Source organism: Micromonospora sp. M42, assembly GCF_000568915.1.
Lineage (GTDB): Bacteria > Actinomycetota > Actinomycetes > Mycobacteriales > Micromonosporaceae > Micromonospora > Micromonospora chalcea.
This window is the reverse complement of record NZ_KK037233.1, coordinates 2,466,253-2,479,187: the sequence shown is the minus strand read 5'-3', so window position 1 is coordinate 2,479,187 and position 12,935 is coordinate 2,466,253. Positions and strand designations below refer to the sequence as shown.

Below are 12,935 nucleotides of genomic sequence, written 5' to 3'. Positions count from 1 at the left end.
TCGGCTACCTGCTCGGGGTGCACGCCACGGTCTCCCTGGGTCCGGCGGCGCTGTCCGGGGCGGCGGGGAACCTGCACAAATGGTGGGTGTGCCGGCGGCCGCCGGCCTGGTGGTCGGTGCCCTGCGGCAGGCCGCACTGCGCGCCGACCGGGCGACCGTACGGGCGGTGAAGGCGGAGGCGGCGTTGGCCGAGGCGGGGCAGCGGATCGCGGCGCACGCCGCCTACGCCTCGGAGGTGGCACAGCAGCACCGCATGTTGCACGACACCGTGCTGTCCACGCTGGACGCGGTCGCCCGTGGCGCGGTCGACACCGGTGATCCGGTGGTGCGGCGTCGACTCGCCGCTGACGCCGACCATCTGCGTGGCCTGATCGCGTCCGCCGGTTCCGCGGTCGGAATGCGGCTGGTCGGCGAGCTCACCACGGTCATCCGGGAGTTGGCGCCGACCGGCCTGCGGGTGCACCTGCGGGTCACCGACGTCCCGCCGGACGTGCCGCCGGCCGTGGTGCGAGCGCTCACCGGCGCGGTCCGGGAGGCGCTCAACAACGTGATCCGGCACAGCGGCACCTCGACCGCCTTGGTGACGGTGGCCGGCCCGGCGGCGGGGACGGACGATCCGGACCCGGCGAGGCTGCGGGTCACGGTGGCGGACCGCGGGCGCGGCTTCGACCCGGACCGGATCCGGCCAGGGCTCGGGTTGTCCCGGTCGGTGCGCGCGCGGATCGGTGAGGCCGGCGGCGAGGTGCTGGTGGACAGCGGAGCAGGTCAGGGCACCACCGTCGAGATGAGCTGGCCGCCCGGCGCGTGGACGTCGGCGGCTGGGTGAGAGGGCCGGATGATCACTGTCGCCGCGATCGACGACGACCGGATGCTGCTCGACGGGCTGCGTACCTGGCTGGCACCGGTCGAGGATCGTCCGCCTGGTGCAGGTCGCCGCCACGGTCGACGGCTATCTCGACCGACTCGGCGGTGCGGACGCGCCCCGGGTGGTCCTGCTCGATCTCCATCTGCGCGACGGATCCGACCCGGCGGACAACGTGGCGCGTGTTCCGGGCCGGCGGCGGGGCGGGTGCTGGTCGTCTCGGCGGTCCCCGACGCCGACGGCGTGCTGGCCACGATCGGTGCCGGGGCGGCCGGCTACCTCACCAAGAGCCATCCCCTGGACGTGCTGGTGGAGGCGGTCCGCGAGGTGGCGTCCGGCGGGTCGGCGATCAGTCCGGAACTCGCGTTCGTACTCAGCCGCGACGCCCGCGCCGACCGGCCGCGGCTGTCCCCGCAGGAGCGCGCGGTGCTCACCGCGTACGCCTCCGGGGCCACCCTGGCGGCCGCCGCGCGCCGCGCGGGCGTGGCCTACGGGACCGCGCGCGAGTATCTGGAACGGGTCAAACGCAAGTATGCCGAGGTGGGCCGCCCGACCCGGACGAAGTTGGAGTTGGCCGACCGGGTGCGCGAGGACCGGCTCGACCTGGGTGGTCCCGGCCGCTGAGCCCGCACCTGGGCAGTATCCAGCCGGCGTCGCGTCAGCCGCGACCACGTACCAGGGGCGGGGATACCTCTCCACGATCTCGACCAGCAACCTCGTCGTGGACGGACGGACGCCGCGCATCGCGTACCCGGCGCGCAGCAGCATGCGCGCCTCGGTCAGCGCGGCTCCCGGGGCTCGCGACGGGCGTACTTGGCGCGGAACTTCTCGACCCGGCCCGCCGTGTCGAGAAGGCGTGTTGAGCGGTCGGTAGCCTCGGCGCGGTGGCGGAGGATGACTTCATGATCGGGCTGAGCCCCCTTGGACGCGCGGCGTGCGGTCCGCCGACCGGGCGTGGCAGGCCGTCGCCGGATTGGTGGCGGCCTGCCACGCGCTGCAGGTCCGGTGGGTCAGCCGGCGCGGCGCAGCCGGCCGAGCATGCCGGCGAGGTCCTGGACGAACAGTTCGTGGCGGAAGTAGTGGCCGCCCGGCACCTCGCGCCACTCGTGCGGGATGCCAGCCCGGCTGAGCGCTCGCCGGAACTCGCGCTGGCCCGCCAGTACCTGGCCCTCGTTGACCGAGTCGAACCAGTTGACCGGGTCGGGTGACGTGCCGGCCGCCAGGAAGATCCGCTTGTTGCGGTAGCTCTCGATGCGCTCCATCGGGTTGTCCGCGCTGACCCGTGCCTCGTCCCACAGGGGCGCGCCGTACACTGTGCCGCCGCCGAGGTCGAGCGCGGCCGAGGTGATGTTCGCCCAGTGCACGACCAGGCCGAAGTCGCGGCGCAGGCTGGCTGGCCCGGAGTGGGAGCTGACCGAGCAGAAGTGGCCGTAGTACTTCGCCGTGTACTTGAGGGCCCCGAAGCCGCCCATCGAGAAGCCGGCCACGGCGCGGCCGTTGTACTCGGGGAATGTGCGGAAGTTGGCCTCGATCCAGGGGAGCAACTGGGCGATGTGGAACGTCTCCCAGTTGCGCGGCCCGACATTGGTGCTGACCGGGTTGCTGTACCAGCCAGTGGAGGCGTCCGGCATGACGACGATGATCTCGCGGCCCGCGGTGAGGTTGATGATGTTGTCCTGGAGGTGGAACGTGCGGAAGTCCGCGTTGCCGCCGTGCAGCAGATACAACACCGGGTAACGCTTGCGGCTGGTGTGGTAGCCGTCGGGCAGCAGCACGTTCACCGCCGGATCCCACTCGATCGCGTCGGTGGCGAAACGGTAGTACTGCAACCGGCCGCCGTTCTCGTTGCGGTCGACGATGCGCAGGCCGTACCCGTTGACGGCTGCACTGGCCGCGGACGGCGCGGTGAAGGCGCCGGCGAGGGCGCCGGTCGCCGCGACCGCGGCGGCGCCGGTGAGCAGCCGCCGGCGGCTCACGGTGGGGGAGATGTTCCGGTCGTGCGGCATGGTTCCTCCTGGGGCTCAGAGTGTGGTTTCGCTGGTGAGGCCGAAGTAGTCGTGCCATTTGGTGCTGGGGGCGAATGTGGTGCCGGTGGAGAGTGCGACGTAGATGTCGTTGGTGGTGCCTTTGGTGAAGACGATGAGGTCGTCTTTGCCGTCGCCGTTGGCGTCGGCGAGGTAGGGGAACTCGCCGGTTAGGCAGAAGAAGTCGTGCCACTTGATCGTGGTTCCGGCGAAGGTGGTGCCGGTGGAGGTGGCGGCGTAGACGTCGGCGTCGGTGTTGCAGGTGAAGGTGACGATGTCGTCGCGGCCGTCGCCGTTGATGTCGCCCACCCGGGGCTGCTCGGCGCCGACGGCGAACAGGTCGTGCCATTTCTGCGGTGCCCCGAAGCCGTTGCCGGTGGACAGGGCGACGATGACGTCGGCGGCGGTGGCGGGGCCTTGGGTGAAGGTGATGAGGTCGTCGCGGCCGTCGCCGTTGACGTCGCCGAGGGCGGGGAACTCCCCGGCGATGGAGAAGTAGTCGTGCCATTTCACGGCGGTGCAAGGTGAAGGAGGTGCCGGTGGACAGGGCGACGTAGACGTCGGCGTCGGTGTCGTGGGTGAAGGTGATGATGTCGTCGCGGCCGTCGGCGTTGACGTCGCCGACGGCGGGGACTTCGGTGCCGGGGGCGAACCAGTCGTGCCATTTCGCGGATGCGGCGAAGGATGTGCCGGTGGACAGGGCGACGTGGACGTCGGCGGTGGTGCCGTGGGTGAACACGATGGCGTCGTCGCGTCCGTCGCCGTTGACGTCTCCGGTCAGGGGGGTCTCTCCGGACAGGGCGAACCAGTCGTGCCACTTCACCGACGTGCCCGCGAACGACGAACCCGTCGACGTGGCCACATACGCGTCGGCCAGCGCACCGTGGGTGAACGCGACCACGTCATCCCGGCCGTCACCGGTGAAATCCGTCGGCGAACCACCGAAATAGCGGGGCGCGGGCGGCGGCGGTGGCGTGCCGCAGTTGTCGCTGACCAGGAACCGCTGGTTGTACTGGCCGGGATACGGCGCGAGCGAGACGCCGTTGATCGAGATGACCTGGCCGACGCCGTTGTAGAGCTGCTCGTAGTGCACGTGCGCGCCGGAGGAGTTGCCGGTGCTGCCGGTGATCCCGATCTGCTGCCCCTGCTGCACGTAGGCGCCGTCGGGCACCGAGTAGGCGCTGAGGTGGAAGTAGTAGGTGGTCCACCCGCCGCCGTGGTCGATGACGATGTAGTTGCCGGCGCCGCTGGGCTGCGAGTAGCGCCGGGCCACTCCGGCGGCGGACGCCACCTGGGGCGTACCGCCTGTGACACCGCCGTCGGCGCGGACGAAGTCCAGCGCCTGCCGCACCTCGGCGCTGTGGTGGCTGTACGTCCACCGCTGCCCGCAGGGGAACGGTGCCTTGAAGGTGGGCGCGGCGAGTGCCGGTGACGGGGCGACCGTCACCGCGGTGAGGGTGGCCGCGGCCAGGGTGAGCAGCGCGACGAGGGCCCGCCGGGCGGGACTCGTCGGGAATCTGGGCATGCGGTGACTCCTCGTCGGAAGAGGGATGCACTGTCGGAGCGGCGCGTGGGCGTGTCGAGCCAGGGGCCGGTGTCGCCGATGGGCGGGCCCTGACAGTTCGCGTCGGAGAGAGGGGCGGCTGGCGTCCCGATCGGCGGGACGGTGGCGCTGAGGAGAAGTGAAACCGCAGACTTCGGAGCCTGTCAATACCCGACGGGGTGGTGAGTGCCGGCGGAAAACTTCCTTCAGCGTCGCTTCCGCCCGGCCTGGCTGCGCGGCGTGCAGGCCGACCCGCCGCGAAGATTCCTGCCCCGGAGGGAAAGCCGGGCGCAAGTATTGACAACCGTGGAAGCCTCGAAGTTAACTCGCCAGCAATCGATTTCTCAGACTCCTACGGCTGCTCGGAAGGGACACCGATGAGGCTTCGCATCGGCCGTTGGGCCGGCGCCGCAGCAGCCGCGCTGCTGGCCGTTGCCGTGCCCGCGACCTCGTCCGCCGCCGCGCCGGCCGCCACGTCGGCGTCCGCTCCCGCTCCCGCCGTCGCCGACGACAAGGGACCGATCGGCTGGGACGCCTACCGCCGGCTCGACCGCCTGCCGGAGCTGGCCGCCGGCACCCGTACCCACCAGTTCTCCAGCTTCGGCCGCGACGGCTCCAACGACGACGGCTTCGTCGGCACCTGGTCGTGTCTGCGTCGGAGTGGGGGATGTGTGATCGCCGAGGCACGCGGTCCGGGCGAGGTGCAGTCGATCTGGTTCACCCGCGACGACGGAAACGTCCGCGCCACCGGCTGGATCCGCGTCGAACTCGACGGCGTCGTGGTCGTCCAGGCCGACCTCCAGGATCTGGTGGACGGGCGGCTCGGCAGCCCGTTCGTCGCGCCGCTCGTGAGCAACGCCGACCAGACGTCCGGCGGCGTCACCGTCAAGGTGCCCATGCCCTACCGGGAGTCCATGCGGATCACCACCCAGAACAACCCGCTGTTCCACCACGTCACCTACCGGACCTTCACCGACGCGGCAGGGGTGCCCCGGTTCGATCCGGCCGACCCGGCCACCGACGTGGTCACGCTGCTGCGCGCCGCCGGCACCCGCGACCCGAAGCCCGCCCAGGCCGGCGCCTCCACCACGCGCGTCACCGTCACCGCCCCGGCGCAGGGGCAGGTGTCACTGGCCGCCCTGACCGGGCCACGCGCGATCACCGCGCTGCGGCTGCGCGTACCGGACGCCGCGGCCGGGGCGCCGACGCTCGCCGGGCTGCGGCTGCGGATGACGTTCGACGGACGTACGACAGTGGACAGCCCGATCGGGGAGTTCTTCGGCGCCGGGCTGGGCGAGCGCACCGTACGGTCGCTGATGTTCGCCATGGACTCCGCGCCCGGCGGCTGGTACAGCGCATGGTGGCCGATGCCGTTCCGCACCGCCGCCGCACTGACGCTCGTCAACACGACAGGCGCCACAGTCGGCGGCGTCGAGGTCGAGGTGACGTCGGCGCCCGGCGCCGAGTGGACGTCCCGGCTCGCCGCCGACGGCAACGCCGGCTCCTTCACCACCCAGTCACGCCGCGCCGAGACGGTCGGCGGCACCGACTGGATCATCGCCGACCAGTCCGGCCGGGGCCGGTTCGTCGGCGTCTCGCAGACCATGCGGGGCCACATCATCGGCGGCAACACCCGCAACTACCTGGAGGGCGACGAGCGGGTGCACGTGGACGGCTCGCCCACGCCGCAGATCTACGGCACCGGCACCGAGGACTTCTACGAGTCGGGCTGGTACTTCAACCGCGGCGAGTACAGCGGCGTCTTCACCGGCAACACCGCGCACCTGGTCCGCGGCGGCGGATGCGCCGACGAGTGCGACGCCGCCTACCGGCTGATGATCGGCGACGCGGTGGCGTACGGCACCGCGCTGCGCTTCGGCATCGAGCACGGACCGGCCAACGACATGCCCGCCGAGTACGCCTCGACCGCGTTCCTCTACACCCAGCGCACCGTCACCACGCGCCGGACCGACGCCGTCGTCACCGGCGACGCCGCCAGCCGCGCCGCGCACGCGTACACCGACTCCGCGGCGACCCAGACCGCGCTCACCGCCGCCTTCGAGGGCGACGACGACAACGTCCCGCAGACCGGCCAGGTCCGCGCCACCACCGCCCCGGTCCGCTTCCGGCTGGCGATCGACCCGGCCAACCAGGGGGTACGGCTGCGCCGCCACGGTGACCAGGCCGGTGGCTACCAGCAGGCGGCCGTGTCGGTGGACGGCACACCGGCCGGGGTGTGGCTCCAGCCGCTGGGCAACGACAGGCAGCGCTGGCTGGCCGACGAGTTCGTGCTGCCCGCGGCGCTGACGGCGGGCCGCTCGGCGGTGACCGTCCAGCTCACCCCGGCGAGCGGCGCGCCGGCCTGGACCGCCGCCCGATACCTGGCCGACAGCATGATCGCGCCGTTCACCGACACCGTCGCCCCGGCCCCGGTCGCCGGTCTCGCCCTGGCCGGCGGGCGCGTGCACGCGCTGGGCCTGACCTGGTCCCCCTCCGCCGACGACGTCGGCGTGGTCTCCTACCGCGTCTACGCGTCCCGGAACCCGGGGGTGGCGATCACCGCCGCCAACCTGGTCGGCACCACACGTGCCACCACGTTCCGGCACGGTCCGCTGCCGGCCGCGCAGACCCGCTACTACCGGGTCGTTGCTGTCGACGGGTCGGGCAACGCCGCCGCGCCCTCGGCCGAGGTGTCGGCCACCACCCGTACCCGCAACACCAGCGACGCCAACGGCGACCGCCGCGACGACGCCGTCGACTTCACCCGCGGCGCCGGCGCCGACGTGTTCACGTCGCTCTCCGACGGCACCCGGTTCGTGCCGGACAGCCGGCCCTGGAACGACTTCTTCGCGATCGGCGCGGAGGTGCCGCTCACCGGCGACGTCAACGGCGACGGCCGCGCGGACGTCATCACGTTCACCCGTGGCGACAGCGCCGACGTCTACGTCGGGCTCTCCACCGGCTCCGGCTACTCCGCGGGCGTCAAGTGGCACGACTTCTTCGCCGTCGGCGCCGAGATCCCGGCGGTCGGCGACGTCAACGGCGACGGCCGCGCCGACATCATCACCTTCACCCGCGGCGCCGCCGCCGACGTCTACGTGGCGCTCTCCACCGGCTCCGGCTTCGGACCCGGCGTCAAGTGGCACGACCACTTCGCGCTCGGCGACGAGTTCCCGGCGGTGGGCGACGTGGACGGGGACGGGCGGGACGACATCGTGACGTTCACCAGGGGTACGACCGGCGACGTGTTCGTGTCGCTCTCCGACGGCACCCGCTTCGTGGAGGACGGCTGGAAGTGGCACGACAGCTTCGCCACCGGCGACGAGCTGCCGGCGGTGGGCGACGTGGACGGGGACGGGCGGGACGACATCGTGACGTTCACCAGGGGTACGACCGGCGACGTGTTCGTGTCGCTCTCCGACGGGGGCCGCTTCGTGCAGAACTCCTGGAAGTGGCACGACCACTTCGCCTTCGGCGACGAGCTGCCCGGGGTGGGGGACTTCAACGGCGACGGCCGGGCCGACGTGGTCGCGTTCACCAGGGGCCTGACCGCCGACGTGTTCGTCTCGCTCTCCACCGGCGGTGGATTCGGGCCACCGGGCAACCGCTGGCACGACCGGTTCGCCCCCGGCACCGACCTGCCCCGCCCGAGCGTGTCGTGATGCGCGCCCGGCGTGCCCTCGCGGCGCTCCTGCTCGGGGTGGCCCTGGTGGCGGTCCCGGCCGGACCGGCAGCGGCCGACGACCCGGTCCGGTTCGAGGCCGAGTCGCTCGCCGTCGTCTCCGCCACCGCGCCGGTCGGCGCGCAGGCCGACTGCTGCGGGGTGAGCTGGTCCGGCGGACGGCAACTGTGGTTCCGGGGCGCCCGCGCCGGTGACGCGGTGACGCTCGCGCTGCCGTCGGTGCCGGCCGGGCAGTACGACCTCGGCGCGGTCCTCACCCGGGCCGGCGACTACGGCACGCTGCGCTTCGCCGTCGACGGGGTGGCGGTCGGCCAGCTCTTCGACGGGTACGCGGGCGCGGTGCAGCGCACCGGCGCGGTGCCGCTGGGCTCGGCGTCGCTGACGGCCGGCACCCACCGCCTCACCGTCACGGTGACCGGCCGGTCCGCGTCCTCCACCGGCTTCTTCGCCGGGCTGGACACGGTGACGCTGCGTCGCGTCGGCCCGCTCGCGGCGGTCACCACCACGCCGTACGAGACGCTCGGTGAGACACCGGCGCGGGGCGCGTCCACACGCGTCTACGACCCGAGCGCCGGGGAGTCGACGACCTGGTACTACAACGACCACACGCTGGTGCGGCACGAGCAGACCGGCGTGTGGCACCTGTTCGGCATCACCCACGCCGAACCCGGTGCGCCGCAGGACGAGAAGGTCTTCGGGCACGCCACCGCGCCCACCCCGACCGGCCCGTGGACGAAACGGCCGGTGGCGCTGGCCGCCGACCCCGGGGCCGGGGAGCAGTGGATCTGGGCCCCGCACGTCGTCCACCACAACGGCGTCTACCACATGTTCTACGCGGCCGGTAACCCGGACTACGCCCGGTACCGCATGCACCTGGCCACCTCGACCGACCTGTTCACCTGGACCCGAAGCTCCGCCAACCCGCTGTTCACCGACGGGTGGGAGGGCCGCGACCCGATGGTGACCCGGGTCGGCGACCGCTGGGTCATGTACTACACGGCCACGTCGAGCCCGTCCGGCGGCAACCATGTCGTGGCGTACCGGACCAGCACCGACCTGCGCTCGTGGAGCGGCCGCGCGATCGCGTACACCTCGCCGCACACCGGCCGGGCGGGCGGGCAGACGGAGTCGCCGTTCGTGGTGCGCCGGGGGGAGTGGTGGTACCTGTTCGTCTGCTGCGACGGCACCGACTACGGCGCCGCGTACCGGCGCACGGCCGTCTACCGCAGCCGCGACCCGCTGCGCTTCAACGGCGCGGAGAAGGTGACGGTGCTGGACGCGCACGCCGCCGAGGTCGTGGTGGACGGCTCGAACTGGTACCTGACCCACGCCGGCTGGGGTCAGGGCGGGCTCTGGCTGGCGCCGCTGACCTGGTCGACCGGCGTGGTGGCGCGCGGCTGGACGGTGACCACCGGTTTCCTGCGCGCCGACGTGCGCACCTGGCCCAGCGCCCGGATCGCCGAGCTGGCCGTCGACCCGGCCGGCGCCGGCAATCACCGTCCCGCGCTCGACTCGTCGCACCGGGGCACCGGGCCGTACCTCGCCGTCGGCCGGTTCGACGTGACCGACCGGGCCGGAGCGCCGGCCCGGGTCGACGTGTCCGCCGACGGCTCCCGGATCAACCTGGTCGGCATCCCGTTCGGCGACGAGCCGGTCACCGCCGACTGGCTGCTCACCGTGACGCCCCGGTGGACCGGCCCCGGGTTGCAGAGCGACGTCACCTGGTCGGTGAACGGGTGGCCGACCGCAGCGGTGTGGGAGGTGGCGTTCAACATCGACGGCGCGTCCCCGCTGGTCGGCGACCCGGCGGTGGAGGCGCGGCCGACAGGTGACGTCACCGGCATGCCCCGCTGGACGATGAGCACCGGCGACGGGCTCTCGGTGGTCGCGGCGCACCGGTGGGGATCGGCCTGGCGCGGCGACAACACCTGGTACGACGCCGGCCACGCGATGGCGGCCTGGCAGCCGCTGTGGCGCTCCGGCGGCCTGTCCTGGGCACCGGGCCAGTACGCGGGCGGCACCTGGCGTCTGACCGCGAGCGGGGTCCGGCGGGACGTGCAGTTCGCCGACGCCGCGCACACCGCGATCAACGCGATCCCGTGACCGGCGTGGACACCCGCGACGCGCCCGGCCCGAGCGGCCGGGTGGTGGTCGCGGCAACCGGAGTGGCCAAGCGGTTCGGCGGCGTGACGGCCCTCGACGGCGTCGACTTCGACGTACGGGCGGGCGAGGTGCACGCGCTGCTGGGCGAGAACGGCGCGGGCAAGTCCACCCTGATCAACATCCTCTCCGGCGTGATCACCGACTACGACGGAGAAGTCGCAGTCGACGGGACGCCGGTACGGTTCACCGGCCCGGCCGCCGCCCAGGCCGCCGGGATCGCGACCATCCACCAGGAACTCGACCTGGTGCCCGCCCTCTCGGTGGCCGACAACCTCGTGCTCGGGCGGGAGCCCCGGACCCGGCTGCGCACAGTCGACCGGCGGGCCGCGGGCCGCACCGCGCGCGAGCACCTGGACCGGCTCGGCGCAGACATCGACCCGCGCCGCCCGGTGGGCTCGCTGCGCGTCGGCGAGCAGCAACTCGTCGAGATCGCCAAGGCGCTCGCCCTGGACGCCCGCGTACTCGTCATGGACGAGCCGACGGCCGCGCTCGCCGACGGGGAGGTACGGCGGCTGTTCACCACAATCGGCGGCCTGCGCCGCCGGGGCGTCGGCGTCGTCTACATCTCCCACCGGATGGAGGAGATCGAGGTCGTCGCGGACCGCGCGACGGTGCTGCGCAACGGTTCCGTCGCCGGTGTCGTACCGGCCGGCCGGATGGACCGGCGGCGGATCGTGGCGATGATGGTCGGCGGCCGGGCCGCGTCGCTGTTCGAGCCCGCCCCGGCGGACACGGCCGGCGCTCCCGGCCCGCCGCCCGGATCCGCCGGCGGCGGCCCGCTGCTGCGTGTCACCGACCTGGCCGTGCGGCCCCGGACGCCCCGGCCCGGCCGCTGCGAGCCGGACGGCGTCAGCCTGACCGTGCGGGCCGGCGAGATCGTCGGCCTGGCCGGGCTGATGGGCGCCGGACGTACCGAACTGCTGGAGACCCTGTTCGGCGCCGGGCCCGCGGGCCGCCGCACCGGCACGGTCCTGCTGGCCGGCCGCCCGTACGCGCCGCGCCGGCCCCGCGCGGCGCTGCGTGCCGGCGTCGGCTTCGTGCCCGAGGACCGGCGCCGCTCCGCGCTCGTCCTGGAACACCCGGTCGGCCGGAGCATCGTGCTGGCCGCCCTGTCCAGGCTGACCTCGGCCGGGTTCGTCAGCCGCGGCCGGGAGCGGGCGGCCGTCGCGCGGTCGGTCACCGACCTGGCGATCAAGACGGCGTCGGCGGCCACGCCGGTCGGCGCGCTCTCCGGCGGCAACCAGCAGAAGGTCGTCTTCGCCCGGCACCTGCTCACCGAGCCGCGGCTGCTCCTGCTGGACGAGCCGACCCGCGGCGTCGACATCGGGGCGAAGGCGGAGATCTACCGGCTGCTGCGCCGGCTCGCCGGCGACGGCATGGGCATCCTGCTCGCCTCCTCGGAACTGCCCGAGCTGCTCGGCGTCTGCGACCGGGTGGTGGTGCTGCGCCGTGGCCGGGCCGTGGCCGACCTCGCCACCGGCGGCTGCACCGGCGAGGACATCCTCGCGGCGGCGATGGGCGGCCCGGCCGCCGGAAGGGACGACCGATGACCGACACCCGAGTGCCGCCGCCCGAGCCGGCCGTGACCGGGGCGCTGCCCGCCGCCGGTACGGCCGGACTGCGCGGCGCGACGGCCCACTGGCTGCGTCGGCCGCGCAGCCGCCGGGAACTCGCCGACCGGCTCTTCGCGGTGCAGAGTCTCTTCGCGCTGCTCGTGATCTTCGTCGTGGCGATCCTCGCCTCACCGCGCCGCGACGGCGAGATCCTCTTCCTCACCGCCGGCAACCTGGGGAACATCGTCCGCGCGGTGTCGGAGATCGGCATCATCGCGATCGGGATGACGTTCGTCGTCCTGCTGGGCGGCATCGACCTGTCGGTCGGGGCGATCCTCGGCCTGTCGGCCGTCGGCACCGCGACGCTCATGGTCGACTCCGGACTCGGCATCCTGCCCGCCGTCGCCGCCGTGCTCGCGATCGGCGTGCTGTTCGGCGCGCTCCAGGGGTACGCCGTGGCCCGCCTCGGCATCCAGTCGTTCATCGTGACACTGGCCGGTCTCCAGGTCGCCCGGGGCATCGCCCGGATCTGGTCCGGCGGCCTCGGTATCCCGATCGCCTACGGCGACGGACCCCAGGAGGCGCCGCCCGCCTTCGAACTGCTGAACGGCTCGATAAACGGCGTGTTCCCGGTGCCGGCGGTGCTGTTCGTCCTGATCGGGGTGGCCGCTGTGGTGGTGCTGCGGACGACGGCGTTCGCCCGGCACGTCTACGCGATCGGCGGCAACGAGAAGGCGGCCCGGCTCTCCGGTGTGCCGGTGACGCGGGTCAAGGTCGCCGTGTTCGCCGTCGCCGGCCTCCTGGCGGCGGTGGCCGGAGTGGTGCACGCGGGACAGCTCAACCAGGGCAGCCCGAACGACGGCGCCGGATACGAGCTGGACGCGATCGCCGCTGTCGTCATCGGCGGCACCAGCCTGGCCGGCGGCTCCGGCTCGATGGGCGGCACCCTGGCCGGCGCGCTGCTGCTCGGCATCCTCAACAACATCCTCGCGCTCAACAACATCGACGCCAACGTCCAGCTGCTGATCAAAGGACTGGTGATCGTGCTCGCGGCGGCGCTGCAGAAGCTGCGCCGCGGCATCGCCTGACCGAACCGACTCCGAGGAGC

At 73.2% G+C, this 12,935-nt stretch carries 7 protein-coding genes and 2 pseudogenes; 6 read left to right on the top strand and 3 right to left on the bottom strand.

The window, feature by feature from the left end:
* The first annotated feature begins 79 nt into the window (after nt 1-79).
* Nucleotides 80-826 carry a sensor histidine kinase gene (locus MCBG_RS11185; RefSeq protein ID WP_051611160.1) on the top strand — a complete coding sequence of 249 codons (747 nt, stop codon included), beginning with the start codon at nt 80-82 and terminating at the stop codon, nt 824-826.
* A gap of 243 nt (nt 827-1,069) precedes the next feature.
* Nucleotides 1,070-1,486, top strand: coding sequence for a transcriptional regulator (locus tag MCBG_RS33935; RefSeq protein WP_223201185.1), 417 nt, complete (start codon nt 1,070-1,072; stop codon nt 1,484-1,486).
* 155 nt (nt 1,487-1,641) lie between these two features.
* Here the strand turns inward: MCBG_RS33935 and MCBG_RS35155 are convergent.
* The 3 genes and pseudogenes from MCBG_RS35155 to MCBG_RS35150 form a co-directional block, all read right to left on the bottom strand.
* Nucleotides 1,642-1,719, bottom strand: a pseudogene (locus MCBG_RS35155) (50S ribosomal protein L31); the annotation flags it as partial.
* Nucleotides 1,720-1,872: 153 nt separating this feature from the next.
* Nucleotides 1,873-2,868 (bottom strand): alpha/beta hydrolase, encoded by a 996-nt coding sequence (locus MCBG_RS11175; RefSeq protein WP_043325481.1) that lies wholly within the window; start codon nt 2,866-2,868, stop codon nt 1,873-1,875.
* A gap of 15 nt (nt 2,869-2,883) precedes the next feature.
* Nucleotides 2,884-4,333: pseudogene (locus tag MCBG_RS35150) on the bottom strand (FG-GAP-like repeat-containing protein).
* A gap of 473 nt (nt 4,334-4,806) precedes the next feature.
* Here MCBG_RS35150 and MCBG_RS31695 point away from each other — a divergent pair.
* From MCBG_RS31695 to MCBG_RS11145, 4 genes are read left to right on the top strand one after another with little or no spacing between them, the layout of a single operon-like run.
* Nucleotides 4,807-8,091, top strand: coding sequence for a DUF2961 domain-containing protein (locus tag MCBG_RS31695; protein WP_084789495.1), 3,285 nt, complete (start codon nt 4,807-4,809; stop codon nt 8,089-8,091).
* On the top strand, nt 8,091-10,214 hold the full coding sequence (locus MCBG_RS11155) for a family 43 glycosylhydrolase (protein ID WP_043325478.1): 2,124 nt from the start codon (nt 8,091-8,093) through the stop codon (nt 10,212-10,214). The genes MCBG_RS31695 and MCBG_RS11155 overlap by 1 nt, the downstream gene beginning before the upstream one ends.
* Nucleotides 10,211-11,824, top strand: a complete 1,614-nt coding sequence (locus MCBG_RS11150) for a sugar ABC transporter ATP-binding protein (protein WP_051611158.1) — start codon at nt 10,211-10,213, stop codon at nt 11,822-11,824. Before MCBG_RS11155 ends, MCBG_RS11150 begins: the two co-directional genes overlap by 4 nt.
* Nucleotides 11,821-12,915: an ABC transporter permease gene (locus MCBG_RS11145; protein ID WP_043325477.1), complete on the top strand. Its 1,095-nt coding sequence runs from the start codon at nt 11,821-11,823 to the stop codon at nt 12,913-12,915. The genes MCBG_RS11150 and MCBG_RS11145 overlap by 4 nt, the downstream gene beginning before the upstream one ends.
* Nucleotides 12,916-12,935 lie beyond the last annotated feature (20 nt).

What these genes read in the sequence shown, in the direction of transcription:
- MCBG_RS11185 (WP_051611160.1), top strand. Translation starts at nt 80, where the DNA reads ATGGTGGGTGTGCCGGCGGCCGCCGGCCTGGTGGTCGGTGCCCTGCGG.
- MCBG_RS11175 (WP_043325481.1), bottom strand. Translation starts at nt 2,868, where the DNA reads ATGCCGCACGACCGGAACATCTCCCCCACCGTGAGCCGCCGGCGGCTG.
- MCBG_RS31695 (WP_084789495.1), top strand. Translation starts at nt 4,807, where the DNA reads ATGAGGCTTCGCATCGGCCGTTGGGCCGGCGCCGCAGCAGCCGCGCTG.
- MCBG_RS11155 (WP_043325478.1), top strand. Translation starts at nt 8,091, where the DNA reads ATGCGCGCCCGGCGTGCCCTCGCGGCGCTCCTGCTCGGGGTGGCCCTG.
- MCBG_RS11145 (WP_043325477.1), top strand. Translation starts at nt 11,821, where the DNA reads ATGACCGACACCCGAGTGCCGCCGCCCGAGCCGGCCGTGACCGGGGCG.